The sequence below is a fragment of the Spirillospora sp. NPDC029432 genome (genome assembly GCF_040703975.1).
Classification (GTDB): Bacteria; Actinomycetota; Actinomycetes; order Streptosporangiales; family Streptosporangiaceae; genus Spirillospora.
The window spans coordinates 196,857-209,206 of record NZ_JBEZWH010000006.1; the positions used below are offsets into that span (position 1 = coordinate 196,857).

12 protein-coding genes are annotated in these 12,350 nt (G+C 70.9%); 5 read left to right on the forward strand and 7 right to left on the reverse strand.

Annotated features, from left to right (window positions below):
- Positions 1–140: 140 nt before the first annotated feature.
- From AB0881_RS07130 to AB0881_RS07140, 3 genes are all read right to left on the reverse strand, one after another.
- Positions 141–737: a DUF6461 domain-containing protein gene (locus AB0881_RS07130; RefSeq protein ID WP_366614960.1), complete on the reverse strand. Its 597-nt coding sequence runs from the start codon at positions 735–737 to the stop codon at positions 141–143.
- A 148-nt stretch (positions 738–885) separates the two neighbouring features.
- A complete protein-coding gene (locus AB0881_RS07135) occupies positions 886–1,581 on the reverse strand; it encodes a cysteine hydrolase (protein WP_366614961.1) in 696 nt (231 codons plus the stop codon).
- A 19-nt stretch (positions 1,582–1,600) separates the two neighbouring features.
- Complete coding sequence (locus tag AB0881_RS07140) at positions 1,601–2,845, reverse strand: MFS transporter (protein ID WP_366614962.1); 1,245 nt, start codon at positions 2,843–2,845, stop codon at positions 1,601–1,603.
- A gap of 134 nt (positions 2,846–2,979) precedes the next feature.
- Between AB0881_RS07140 and AB0881_RS07145 the strand changes: the two genes are divergently transcribed.
- The gene (locus AB0881_RS07145; protein ID WP_366614964.1) at positions 2,980–3,915 is read left to right on the forward strand and encodes a LysR family transcriptional regulator; all 936 of its coding nucleotides are present in this window, start codon (positions 2,980–2,982) and stop codon (positions 3,913–3,915) included.
- A 520-nt stretch (positions 3,916–4,435) separates the two neighbouring features.
- Here AB0881_RS07145 and AB0881_RS07150 read toward each other — a convergent pair.
- Positions 4,436–5,965: an MFS transporter gene (locus AB0881_RS07150; RefSeq protein WP_366614966.1), complete on the reverse strand. Its 1,530-nt coding sequence runs from the start codon at positions 5,963–5,965 to the stop codon at positions 4,436–4,438.
- Positions 5,966–6,051: 86 nt separating this feature from the next.
- On the opposite strand from AB0881_RS07150, the gene AB0881_RS07155 reads away from it, so the two are divergent.
- The 4 genes from AB0881_RS07155 (at position 6,052) to vanX (ending at position 9,694) form a co-directional block, all read left to right on the forward strand.
- Positions 6,052–6,819 (forward strand): helix-turn-helix transcriptional regulator, encoded by a 768-nt coding sequence (locus AB0881_RS07155; protein WP_366614967.1) that lies wholly within the window; start codon positions 6,052–6,054, stop codon positions 6,817–6,819.
- Positions 6,820–6,997: 178 nt separating this feature from the next.
- A complete protein-coding gene (locus AB0881_RS07160; RefSeq protein WP_366614969.1) occupies positions 6,998–8,032 on the forward strand; it encodes a D-isomer specific 2-hydroxyacid dehydrogenase family protein in 1,035 nt (344 codons plus the stop codon).
- Positions 8,025–9,065: a D-alanine--(R)-lactate ligase gene (vanA, locus tag AB0881_RS07165; RefSeq protein WP_366614970.1), complete on the forward strand. Its 1,041-nt coding sequence runs from the start codon at positions 8,025–8,027 to the stop codon at positions 9,063–9,065. Before AB0881_RS07160 ends, vanA begins: the two co-directional genes overlap by 8 nt.
- Positions 9,062–9,694 carry a D-Ala-D-Ala dipeptidase VanX gene (vanX, locus tag AB0881_RS07170; protein WP_366614972.1) on the forward strand — a complete coding sequence of 211 codons (633 nt, stop codon included), beginning with the start codon at positions 9,062–9,064 and terminating at the stop codon, positions 9,692–9,694. Before vanA ends, vanX begins: the two co-directional genes overlap by 4 nt.
- 62 nt (positions 9,695–9,756) lie before the next feature.
- Here vanX and vanY-N read toward each other — a convergent pair whose 3' ends face one another.
- The 3 genes from vanY-N to AB0881_RS07185 all read right to left on the reverse strand — a co-directional run bounded on the left by vanY-N (position 9,757) and on the right by AB0881_RS07185 (position 12,288).
- On the reverse strand, positions 9,757–10,350 hold the full coding sequence (gene vanY-N, locus AB0881_RS07175) for a D,D-peptidase/D,D-carboxypeptidase VanY-N (RefSeq protein WP_366614973.1): 594 nt from the start codon (positions 10,348–10,350) through the stop codon (positions 9,757–9,759).
- A gap of 119 nt (positions 10,351–10,469) precedes the next feature.
- Positions 10,470–11,570, reverse strand: a complete 1,101-nt coding sequence (locus AB0881_RS07180) for a HAMP domain-containing sensor histidine kinase (RefSeq protein ID WP_366614974.1) — start codon at positions 11,568–11,570, stop codon at positions 10,470–10,472.
- A gap of 22 nt (positions 11,571–11,592) precedes the next feature.
- Entirely contained in the window at positions 11,593–12,288 is a 696-nt protein-coding gene (locus tag AB0881_RS07185; RefSeq protein WP_366614976.1) for a response regulator transcription factor, read from the reverse strand.
- Between the last annotated feature and the right edge of the window lie 62 nt (positions 12,289–12,350).

A 12,350-nucleotide genomic window follows, 5' to 3' on the forward strand; every position in this document is an offset into this window, starting at 1 on the left:
CGAACGCCCCGCCCGGGACGGGCGACGATCGCGAACCACAACCGTGACCTATCTCAGCGGCAGCGGGCAGGCCGCCGTCCGTACGGGCCATCCCAGACTCAGGGCCCCGTCTTCGATCAAAGTGAAGAGCGAAATGCCGGTCAGCCCGGCACGGCGCCGAGCAGGTAGACCGCCTGCTCGAACGTCTCCTCCGTGAGACCGACCCCGGTGATGTGCTCCGCCAGCGCGAATGCCTTGGCGATCGGGTCCTCCTCACCCTCGTCCTCGGCGAACCGGAAGCCGATGGCGCGCATGTCCTCCAGGAGATCGTCGGCGGCGGTCCCCTCGCGTTCCTCGGACCAGTGCGGCTTGATGTAGAGGCGCAGGTCGCCGTTCTCCAGCCAGTAGAAGTGGTCCTGGGTGTAGACGCTGCCGGAGTGGCAGACCAGGCGGGTGCCGGCCGACAGTCGGGTGAGCACGTCGTCGTCCGCGAGCAGGTGCGCGCCGGGCTCGAAGGCGACCGCCCAGTCATCGATCGTGAAGACGCCGACCAGGTCGTCGTCGCCCGCCCACTCGTCCATCCAGTGCTCGTAGAGACTCTCGGCGCCGGTGATGCGGGGCGGGTCGACCGGGCGGGCGTTCAACCTCTGCAGGAGGTCTTGGGAGGTCAGGCCGCGCACCATCATCACGGCGTAGTTCTCGTGGGGGTCACCGGGGCAGCGGCTGGTCCACTGGAAGTCTTCGGCAATCTTGATCACGAGCGGGATGCTTCCATTCCCGGCGGACATTTCAGGGAACGGCCTGCCCTGGCCTGCGCGGATTGCGTTCGCCGCGCCTCCGAGGCCCTCCTTTTGACCGGACGCAGAGTCGCTGTGCGTGGTTGTGGCGACTCGGCGTCGGGCAGGTTCATGACGCTGGTGGGTTATCCGGGCGCGTTGGATCGCCGTCCTGGCCCGCGAGCGCGGCGGCGGGCGGGACGCCGGTGCTTGGTCGGTCGGGACGGTTCTCGTGTAGGAGCGAGCGCAGTTCGGCGGTGTCGATGATGTGGGCCATTCTCGGGAAGATGCCGCCCATCAGGGTCTGGTGGACCTGCGGGTCCGGGTCCATGACGCCGTCGGAGAGTACGTAGAGCCCGTAGTCGCGGTCGGCGGCGTCAGTGACGGTGGACAGGACGACGCCGCTGGTGGTGATGCCGGCGATGACCAGGGTGGTGATTCCGCGTTCCCGCAGTCGCCGGTCCAGGTCCGTCGTGGACAGCGCGCCGTAGCGGGTCTTGCGGACGGTGATGTCGCCGGGCTCTGGAGCGAGCCGATGGTGGATGTTCGTGGCGGGGTCCGTGTGGTGCAGGAGGCGCTGCCGGCTCAGGAGGGAGAACGTCTTGTTGGTCGGCGGGACCGCCGCCCAATCGGCTTCGGTGAAGCCGACATGGACGTGGGCGATGGTGGCGCCGTGCGTTCGCATGTCGGCGATGGCGCCGGCCACCCGTGACAGCAGTGCCTCATGGTCGGCCGGGCCAGGGAGCGAAGCGAGCATTCCTTCCTGGAAGTCCATGACGAGTAGCGCGGAGGTCGAGGGGTCCAGCGTCGGGGGCGTGGCGGTCATTTCTCTCCTTGGACGGTGACTACGCGTGGAGCGACTGCGTATTCGGTTCGGGGAGGGGCGCGGGCGTGCGGCGCGGGAGTAGCAGCGGGGTCGCCAGCAGGAGTACGCCGGCCAGGCCGATGGCCGTGCGGGCGCCGAGCAGGCTGCCCAGCACGCCCCAGAGGACGGTCAGGACCGCGGTGGTGGCCCTGGTCGTCACCGTCCAGGCGGTCAGCGTGCGGGTGACCCGGTCGGTCGGGGTGCGTTCGAGGCGGTAGGTGGCGTAGACGGGGTTGAAGACCCCGCAGCAGAAGATGAGCCCGAGCTCGACGCCCATCACCAGCAGCAGCCCCGCGGTTCCCGGCCCCACGAAGGCCAGCCCGAGGGGCCAGAGCACGCGCAGCGTCCCGGCCATGATCAGGACCCGGTACTGCCCGAACCGGGTGACGAGCGGCCGGGCCAGCCGCGCACCGATCAGCCCGCCGATCGCGGGCGCGGCCAAGGCGAGGCCGTACTGCCACGGCGCGAATCCGAGCCGGCCGAGCATCAGGACGGCCAGCAGCGCGTCGATGGCCATCACCAGGCCGTTGAACAGGGCGGTGTTGAAGAACAGCGGACGCAGCGCCGAGTCGGCGAGGATGTACCGCCATCCGTCGAGCAGGTCCCCGGCGCGCATGCGCGTGGCCTCGCGGCGCTCGGGGCGTGGCTCATGCGCGCCGATCGCGCGGATGCCCAGGGCCGAGAGCAGATAGCTGATCGCGTCGGCCAGTACGGTCGCCACCGGGCCGAGAAGCCCGATCGCCGCGCCGCCCAGCGGCGGCCCGACGATCGTGGTCGTCCAGGCCGTGGACTCGAATCGGGCGTTGGCGACGAGCAGGTCCCCGGCCGGCAGCAGCGTCTTCAGGTACGCGCCCGAGGCGGCGCGGAACGTGATGTCGGCTGCCGCGACGACGGCCGAGACCAGCAGCAGGTGGACGAAGGAGAGCACCCCGAGCGCGAACGCGGCGGGGACCGTCAGCAGCGCCGCGCACCGCACCAGGTCCGTCCCGATCAGCACCGGCCGTTTGCGGCGGAACTCCACCCACGGGCCGAGCGGTACCGCCGCGGCCGCGCCCACCGCCGCCCCGACGCCGGCCAGCGCGGCGACCTGCGCCGGTCCGGCGTGCAGCACCTGGACGGCGATCAGCGGGAACGCGCCGAAGGCGAGCCACGTCCCGAACGCGCTGGTCCCGTATGCCGCCCAGAGCCATCCGAACCGCCGTCCCAACCGGTGCCCGCTCCGCATGCTCCGACGCCCCTCGCCACTTGCCCGCACAACCGTTTCGCGACCAGCAGCATCAAAGCGAGCCCGGTACCTGGGGATCAAACAACCTCAGGCCACACCTCCACAACCATCGGTTGTACCCGTAGGGTGTGGGGGTGGACCTCGAAACCGTCCGGACCTTCGTCGCCGCCGCCGACGCGGGACAGTTCCAGGAGGCCGCGGCCGAGCTGGCGGTCACCCAGCAGGCCGTCTCCAAACGCATCGCCGCGCTGGAGCGCGACCTCGGCGTGCGGCTGTTCACCCGTACCGCACGCGGCGCCGAACTCACCATCGACGGGCAGGCGTTCCTGCCCCACGCCCGCGAGCTGCTGCGCGTCGCCGAGCGCGCGGTCGAGTCCGTACGCACCGGCAGCCGTCCGCTGCGCGTCGACGTGCTCGCCTCGCGCAGCGCGGCGTCGGGCCTGATGCGCGGCTTCCACCGCGCGCACCCCGAGATCGACCTCGACGTGGTGATGCTGTTCGACATCGAGACGGCCGTCGCCGCCATCCGGTCCGGCTCGATCGACGCGTCCTTCCGTGCCGTCGCCATGCCCGGCCGTCCCCTGCCCGAGGACGTCGAGTCCGTCTGGGTGCTCGATGAGCGGCTGCAGCTCCTCACCGGCCCGGCCCACGCGCTGGCGGGCGCCCGGTCGGTGCCCCTCCCCCGGCTCGCCGGGCACCGGATCTGGATGCCCGGAGTCGTCCCCGGTACCGAGTGGGCCGCCTACTACGACGACCTCGTGGCCGAGTTCGGCATCACCATCGAGGCGACCGGCCCCAATTTCGGCTCCGACGCGCTCCTGGACACCGTCGCCGACACCCCGGCCCTGGCCACCTTCATGGGCGGGGACACCCGCCTCATCTGGCCCGCCGACCACAACCTGCGCCGCATCCCGGTGACCGACCCGACGCCCGTCTACCCACACTCCCTGCTCTGGCACCGCGACAACCCCCACCCGGCGCTGCCCGTCCTCCGCGCCCACCTCGCCGCCACGGCGACCGCGCCCGACACCGCCCGAACCTGGGCGCCGGACTGGGCGCTCCGACACTGAACGCCGCCACCTCGGCAGGACGGGCAGTGTCGAGGGTCGCGCTGTTTCCGTACAGAGAAGGGCTGTGGACTGTGAGCAGACGATGGAACGGATGCGGTTACATCGTCCTGGGCACCTTCGTCCTCGCACTGGTCGCGGTCACAGGAGCCATGGGGTTCGTCTCCTGGACTCACCATCGGTTGGCTCACGAGAAAGGCGGCATCGCGGGAACGCTGACCGTCACGGGCCATTCCGCCGGGAAGGGCGGTTCTCGTGGCTGCGTGGGTGACTTCCGGCCGGACGGCCGTGGGACGGTCCGTACCAAGGTCCGGCTGGAGGCGCCCGGGAAGTGTCCGCACGGCGTCGGCGATCGGGTCCGGACGAGGATGTCGGCCGGTTCGGGCACGGCGGTCCCGCCGGGGTCTCGGAGCTGGATCGCGCCGGGGGTCGTCGCGGCGGGCTTCGGCCTCATGCTGCTGTTCGCGCTCACGGCACTGGGCGTGAGTGCCGTACGAGCCCTTCGGGCACGCGCCAGGCATTCTTAGGCGTCCCTGGATGAGTGCTCCCGGGCCTGCTGCTCGGTGCCCGCTCCCTGGACGGCGGCATCATGGCGGCCAGGCGCTACTTTTCTGAGCAGGACGGCGATGAGGACCGCGCCAAGGACGAGTAGGACGGCGGCGATGACGAGGGCGGAGGAGAAGCCCTCGGTCGCGGCCCCCGGCGAGTCCGCCGCGTTCGCCACGGCGTCGTTGCGGCGCTCGGCCAGGGTGACCAGGACCGCGATCCCCACCGCGCCGCCGATCTGCTGGACGGAGTTGAGGATGGCCGAGCCGAGACCGGCGTTCTCGTCGGTGGTGCCGGTGAGCGCGGCGACCGTCAGGGTCGGCAGGCTCAGGCCGCACCCCAGGCTCGTGACGAGCATGCCCGGTAGTACGCCGGTCGCGTAGGAGTCGCCTGCGGCCACGCCGGCCAGAAGCAGCAGTCCGGCCGAAGTGATCAGGAACGACGGCACCAGCGTCCAGCGCACGCCCATCTTCAGCATCGCGGGAGTGGAGAGCCGCATGCCCGCGAGGATTCCGGCGCCGTACGGCAGGTAGGCGACGCCGGCCTTGAGCGGCCCGTAGCCGAGGACGGTCTGCAGGTGGATCATCAGCAGGAAGGCCATCGCGTACATGGCCACGGAGAACAGCAGGGTCGCGCCGTTGGCGACGGCCCGCGTCCGATCGGCCAGGAAGGACATGGGCACCAGTGGCGCCTCCGCCCGCGCCTCCGCCATCAGAAACCCGGCGGCCAAGGCGGCGGCAAGGAGAAGGGGGCCGATGACGGCCGGGTCCGCCCAGCCCGATTCCCCGGCTTGGAGCAGGCCGTGGACCAGGGACACCACGGCGGCGGTCCCCAGGAGCGCGCCGGGTATGTCGGGGCGCGCCCGTCCGGCGGCCCGGCTCTCGGCGGTCAGGCGAGGCAGCAGGACGAGGGCCACCGCCGCCACGGGCAGGTTGATCAGGAAGATCCAGCGCCATGAGGCCAGGCCGGTCAGCACGCCCGAGATCACCAGGCCCGAGGTGCCGCCCAGCGCCGCGACGGCGCCCCAGACGCTCAAGGCCCTGGCGCGTTCCCCGGTGCCGGGGAACAGCAGGGTGATCATGGAGAGTGCGGCGGGGCTCGCCATGGCCGCGCCGGCTCCCTGGACGAACCGGCCGGAGATGAGCTGCCAGGGCTCCTGGGCGAGCCCGCAGGCGGTGCTCGCGATGCCGAACAGCGCGACCCCGGTGAGGAAGACCCGGCGCCTGCCCAGCACATCGGCCATGCGCCCGGCCGTCAGCAGCAGCCCGCCGAAGGCGAGAAAGTAGGCGTTGACGACCCAGGCCAGTCCGGCGGTGCCGAGACCGAGGTCGCCGCGGAGGCTGGGGAGGGCGACGCTCACCACGTTGTCGTCCAGGACCAGCATGAACTGCACGAAGCACAGGACGACCAGCGCCGGGCGGCGGCGGCCGTCCGGTCTCGGTGTCGTGGTGGACCTCCCACCGCCGGACGGTCGGCTTCGAGGATGGCGTGGGTCGTCGATCGGCATGCGGGGAACGCTATGCGCCGCCCTCCCCTGGCCACTAGCCGCAACGAGGCCGCGTGATGTCGCGTTGAGGACATAGGCTTCGCGGCATGGCCGGATTCGACACCGCCGTTCCGCCCGCGGTGGGAGCGATCGTCGTGGGGCATTTCCCCCTGTCGTCGGGCGAGTGGATTCCGGCGCACGACCACACCCATCACCAGCTCGCCTGGACGCGGCGGGGCGTGCTCGGCGTCGCCGTCGACGACGCGTACTGGGTCCTGCCGCCGACCCGGGCGCTGTGGCTGCCCGCGGGCGTCGTCCACCGGACGGGCGCCACCCGCGACGCCGTGCTGCACGGCCTCTACTTCGAGCCGGGCCGGTGCCCCCTGGACTGGACCGTCCCCACCGCGGTCGCCGTCGACGGCCTGCTGGCCCACCTGATCGCCCACCTCGGCCGCCCGGACCTCCCCGACGGCCCGCGGCTGCGGGCCGAGGCGGTCGTCTTCGACCTGCTGCACCCTCTCCCGGCCACCCCCATCGACGTGCCGGTCCCGGCCGACGAGCGGGTGCGCGCGGTCACCGGCGCGCTGCTCGCCGACCCGGCAGACCCGCGCAGCCTCGACGCGCATGCCAGGGCCGCCGGTGTGAGCCGCCGTACCCTGACCCGGCTGTTCGTTCAGGACACCGGCATGAGCTTCGAACGCTGGCGCACCCACATGCGCCTGCGGGCGGCGCTGACCCTCCTCGCCGAGGGCCGCACGGTGTCCGAGACCGCGCACGCGGTGGGGTACGCGACGCCGAGCGCGTTCCTCGCGGCGTTCCGCCGTACGGTCGGGACCACCCCGGGACGCTATCTTCACGGCGAGGCCGATCTCTGAGCCGTCCGCTCCGGCGGCCGGCCCTACGGGCTCTGAACATGGTCGGACGCCGCCGGCGCGCAATTCTCACGATAGGAGGTCAGAACGCCGGTGGGCCCGCTGGACGGCCTCTCCCTATCGCCGGCATATCGAAAATCCGATACGCACCGGCAACATCGGTCTCTGTTGGCTGGACGGCATGAGCTCCAGCGGACCAGCACCAGCAGCGGCGTCCAGAACCGGATCGGGGCCGCCGTCCTCGCCCGCCGCCTCCACGACGGGAATCACGATCTACAGCTGCGGTCAGGACGAGGCCGTCCTGTTCCGAAAACTGGCCCCTCGCTTCGGCGTGGTGCCGACCATCACCGAAGCCGCGCTCTCTGAAGCCACCGTCGACCTGGCACGCGGCAACCGTTGCGTCAGTGTCGGGCACAAGACCCGCATCACGAATCCCGCATTGCTCGCACTGAGCCGGGCCGGCGTGGAGTACATCTCCACGAGGAGCATCGGCTACAACCACATCGACGTGGAATACGCGGAGAGCGTCGGCATTTCCGTCGGCAACGTCGCCTACTCGCCGGACAGCGTCGCAGACCACACGCTGATGCTGATGCTGATGGCCGTGCGCCATATGAGATCAGTCGTCCTTCGCGCCGAGGCCCACGACTACCGCCTGGGCGAGAAGCGCGGCAGGGAACTGCGGGACCTGACCGTCGGAGTGGTCGGTACGGGACGCATCGGCACGGCCGTCATCGACCGGCTGCGAGGCTTCGGCAGCCGCGTGCTCGCCCACGACACCCGTGCCAGGACGTCGGCCGAACACGTCGCCCTCGAAGAACTGCTCGGCGGCAGCGACATCGTCACGCTGCACACTCCCCTGACCGCGGACACGCACCACCTCCTCGACCGCCGGCGCATCGAGCGGATGAAGCAGGGCGCGTTCATCGTCAATACGGCACGCGGCCCGCTCCTCGATACGGAAGCGCTGCTTCTGGCGTTGGAGAGCGGCCGATTGGGCGGCGCGGCATTGGACGTCCTCAAGGGCGAGGAAGGGGTCTTCTACGCCGACTGCAGAGGAAGACCCATCGATGACACCATCGCGCGCCTGCAAAGGCTGCCGAACGTCCTCATCACTCCCCACACCGCGTACTACACGGACCACGCCCTGGCGGACACCGTCGAGAACAGCCTCATCAACTGCCTGAACTACGAAAGCGGAGAACGGCATGCCTAGGTCGAAGGTCGGAATCCTCTTCGGAGGCGCCTCCGAAGAGCACCCCGTCTCCGTGAAGTCCGCGCGCGAGGTCGCGAAGAGCATCGACACCGACCGGTACGAGCCGTTCTGGATCGGCATCACGACCGACGGCGGCTGGAGGCTCTGCGATTCCCCCGCCCCAGGCTGGGACACCGGCGCCTCGCGACCGGTGATGCTGTCTCCGGACAGGAGCGTCCATGGGCTGATGGTGCGGGAGCACGGCTCGTACGAAGTGATCCGCCTCGACGTGGTCCTGCCCGTGCTTCACGGGAGGTTCGGCGAGGACGGCGCGATCCAGGGCTTGCTGGAGCTGTCTGGAATCCCCTACGTCGGGTGCGACATCCAAAGCTCCGCGGTGTGCATGGACAAGTCGCTCACCTACACCGTCGCGAGCAGGGCCGGAGTCCTCACGCCGAGCATCCGGATCGTGGAGCGCGGTGAGGACGTCGATCCCAGCGAACTCGCCTATCCCGTCTTCGTGAAGCCCGCTCGCTCGGGTTCCTCGTTCGGCGTCAGCAAGGTCGCCGGCGAGGACGAGCTGCCGAGCGCGCTGGAGACCGCGGGACGGTACGACTCGAAGATCCTGATCGAGGAGGCGGTGGCCGGCCAAGAGATCGGCTGCGCGATCCTGGGTGAGGGGTCCGACCTGGTGATCGGCGAAGTGGACCGCGTCGATCTGTCGCACGGATTCTTCAGGATCCATCAGGAGGAGTCCCCGGAGACCGGCTCGGAGAACTCGACGTTCATCGTTCCCGCCGACATCCCCGACGATTCGCGCCGGCTCGTCCGGGAGGCCGCCGCGGCCGTCTACCGCGCCCTGGGCTGCCGCGGGCTCGCCCGCGTCGACATGTTCCTCACGGACGGCGGGCAGGTGGTCCTCAACGAGGTCAACACCCTGCCCGGCCTGACCTCCTACAGCCGCTATCCCCGGATGATGGAGGCCGCCGGGCTGCCGCTGTCCGAAGTGATCGTTCGGCTCGTGTCGACGGCGCTGCGCGGGAGCGAGCGATGAACGACGACTTCGTGTTCGTGGACGAGATGGTGCCCGGCATCCGCTGGGACGCCAAGTACGCCACCTGGGACAACTTCACCGGAAAGCCGGTGGACGGCTACCTGGCGAATCGGATCGCCGGCACGAGGGCCCTGTGCGCGGCCCTGGGACGGGCGCAGGAGCAGGCCGTCTCCCTCGGCTTCGGTCTGCTGCTCTGGGACGGCTACCGTCCTCAACGCGCCGTGGACTGCTTCCTGCGCTGGTCAAGACAGCCGGAGGACGGCCGGACGAAGCCGCGGCACTACCCGAACATCGACCGGACGGAGATGTTCGAGCAGGGGTATGTGGCCGCGAAGTCGGGCCACAGCCGCGGCGGCACCGTCGACTTGACCCTCTACCACCTGGCCACCGGAGAGCTCGCCCTCATGGGCGGCGGCCACGACCTGATGGACCCGGTCTCCCATCACGGAGCACAGGGGATCACCGAGGCCGAGTCCAGAAACCGTCGGCGCCTCTGCTCCATCATGGAGGATGCCGGCTTCGTGCGGTACGACCACGAGTGGTGGCACTACACGCTGAGAGACGAACCGTACCCCGACACCTATTTCGATTTCCCCATCATGCCGGCCGCCGGCAGCCGGGCAGCATGATCGCGAACGGTCCCTCGGGCGATCTCGCCGCCCGAGGGACCAAGGTAGGACGTACGCCGGGCTCAGGCGGCCGAGCCGCGGTAGCCCGGATGCGGCAGCCGGACCGGTTCGACCGTGCGGTACTCGAAGTGCCACCATTCGTTGTCGTAGACGCGGTAGAGCCCGTACCGCCCACCGTGCTCTTCCAGCCACCGCGCGCCCTCGGTCGGGCGGACGTCGAGCGCGAGCCCTCGCACGTGGCCGGACTCCTCCGGGGGCAGCACCCGGCGCCGTGCCGCGGCCACCGAACCGGTGCGCCGCACCTCTTCGGTGAAGATCCGCTGCTGCTCCGCCGCGTCGCGGTATCCCGAGGTGAGGCTGATCAGCTGCCCGTACCGCCAGAACGCCTCGGCCCGCGCGTGCGTGAACGCCGCCAGCGTCTCCGGTGCCAGCCCGCGGAGGTCCTCGGCGGGGAAGCGCAGGCCCAACGCCCACTGGCAGGCCAGGAAGCGGGAGCGGCCCGGTGAACGGCAGAAGGCGATCGGCACCAGCAGCACCGCGAGGAGCCGGGTGACGGCCGCGAAGGCGCGCGTTCTGAACGCCGAAGGTGCGGCGAGAGCGGGGCGGGCATCGGGCCTGGTGATCGCCACACCGAGGATCACCAGACCGGCGAGCACGCTCCCGCCCGGACGGCGGGATGACGCTGGCGGGGAGGCACTGTGGTCCATGCCTCCAATGAAGACGGGAGGGGGTTGCGGGGGCGTATGCGGTTTTCGATACGCCCGCGATACACCCGCTAGCGGGGCCCGTTCGGGGGCGTGCCGGCGAGCCGGATGGTGACGAGGAGTCCGCCGGCGGGGCGCGGGGCGATGTCGAGGGTCCCGTTGTGGGCTCGGACGATGCTCTGCACGATGGCCAGGCCGAGACCCATGCCGGCGTGCTCGTCGGCGCGGATGCGCTGCGTCCCGCGTTGGAACGGCTCGGTGAGGGTCGGGATCAGCTCCGGCGGGACCGGCCGGCCGGTGTTCTCGACCCGCAGGACGCTCGTGCCGTCCCACGATCCGGTGTGGACCGTCACGGCGCCGCCGGCGGGGAGGTTGTGGACGATGGCGTTCTGGACGAGGTTCATCACCACCCGCAGGAGGAGCTCCGCGGAGCCGGCGGTCTGTGCCTTCTCGCCGGTGACCTCGAGCGTGATCTGACGCTTCTCGGCCAGGGGAAGCAGCGTCTCGGCGGCCTCCTCGGCGAGGAGGGACAGGTCGACGGGCTCGCGGGTGAAGCTCCGGCGGTCGGCGCGGCTGAGCACCAGGAGGGCCTCGGTGAGGTCGATCGCCCGCGTGTTGACGGTGTGGAGGCGTGCGATGAGCTCGCCCTGGTCGTGGGCGGGGTCGTCGCGGGCGGCGTCGAGGAGGGTCCGCGAGATCGCCAGCGGGGTGCGCAGCTCGTGGGAGGCGTTGGCGGCGAATCTCCGCTGTTCGGCGATGTGGGATTCCAGCTGGTCGAGCATGGTGTCGAACACGTCGGCGAGTTCGCGGAACTCGTCCCGGCGGCCTTCCAGCCGGATCCGGTGGGACAGGGATCCGGCGGAGGTCATCCGTGCCGCGTCCGCGATCCGGGTGAGCGGTGCGAGCATCCGGCCGGCCAGGATCCACCCTCCCAGGAGGCCGAACGCCAGGAGGACGGCCAGCGCCGCGGCCGCGCGGGGGAAGAAGGCCTTCTGCAGGTCGGAGCGGCCGGGTATGAAGTGCCCGGGCGGCCCGCCGGGCCGGTCGCGTCCCGGCCCGGAGATGCTGATCGCGCCTTCGGGCACGTAGCGCAGCAGGAACACCCACACCACGGCCAGCAGCAAGGCGCCCGCGACCATGAGGAATCCGGCGTAACTGAGGGTGAGCCTCATCCGGGCGCTGAGCCCCGGGCGCCTATTCATCCGTGCCGCCGGCGTGGGCGGGGTCCATGGCGGTGTCGATCCGGTAGCCGACGCCGGGCACCGTGGTGATGACCCATGGTCGGCCGAGCCGCTTGCGCAGGGCGGAGACGGTGATGCGGACGGCGTTGGTGAACGGGTCGGCGTTGGCGTCCCAGGCCCGTTCCAGGAGTTCCTCGGCGCTGACGACTCCGCCCTCGGCGGCGACGAGGACTTCGAGTACGGCGAACTGCTTGCGGGTGAGCGCGACGTAGCGTCCGTCGCGGAAGACCTCCCGGCGGAAGGGGTCCAGCCGCAGGCCCGCGATCTCGCGGACCGGAGGCCGGGCGTAGGCGCGCCTGCGGTCCAGCGCCCGCAGCCGCAGCACGAGCTCGCGGAGATCGAACGGCTTGGTGAGGTAGTCGTCGGCGCCGAGCTCGAACCCCGAGGCCTTGTCGTCGATCCGGTCGGCGGCGGTGAGCATGAGGATCGGGATGCCGCTGCCGGAGGCGACGATCCGCCGGGCGACCTCGTCCCCGGACGGGCCGGGAATGTCACGGTCCAGGACCGCGAGGTCGTAGGAGTTGACGCCGAGCAGCTCCAGGGCGGTGTCGCCGTCGCCGGCGATGTCGGCGGCGATCGCCTCCAGCCGCAGGCCGTCACGGACGGCCTCGGCCAGGTAGGGCTCGTCCTCCACGATCAGCACGCGCATACCTCCAGCCTAGGCAGCACGGCATATCGTCGACGTATGCAGGCCGGCGCGTACGGCTTCAC

Bases quoted from the DNA above. Each gene is read 5' to 3' on its own strand.
- AB0881_RS07160 (WP_366614969.1), top strand. From the start codon at position 6,998: ATGAGCTCCAGCGGACCAGCACCAGCAGCGGCGTCCAGAACCGGATCG.
- AB0881_RS07140 (WP_366614962.1), bottom strand. From the start codon at position 2,845: ATGCGGAGCGGGCACCGGTTGGGACGGCGGTTCGGATGGCTCTGGGCG.
- vanX (WP_366614972.1), top strand. From the start codon at position 9,062: ATGAACGACGACTTCGTGTTCGTGGACGAGATGGTGCCCGGCATCCGC.
- AB0881_RS07185 (WP_366614976.1), bottom strand. From the start codon at position 12,288: ATGCGCGTGCTGATCGTGGAGGACGAGCCCTACCTGGCCGAGGCCGTC.
- AB0881_RS07155 (WP_366614967.1), top strand. From the start codon at position 6,052: ATGGCCGGATTCGACACCGCCGTTCCGCCCGCGGTGGGAGCGATCGTC.
- AB0881_RS07150 (WP_366614966.1), bottom strand. From the start codon at position 5,965: ATGCCGATCGACGACCCACGCCATCCTCGAAGCCGACCGTCCGGCGGT.
- AB0881_RS07180 (WP_366614974.1), bottom strand. From the start codon at position 11,570: ATGAGGCTCACCCTCAGTTACGCCGGATTCCTCATGGTCGCGGGCGCC.
- AB0881_RS07135 (WP_366614961.1), bottom strand. From the start codon at position 1,581: ATGACCGCCACGCCCCCGACGCTGGACCCCTCGACCTCCGCGCTACTC.
- vanA (WP_366614970.1), top strand. From the start codon at position 8,025: ATGCCTAGGTCGAAGGTCGGAATCCTCTTCGGAGGCGCCTCCGAAGAG.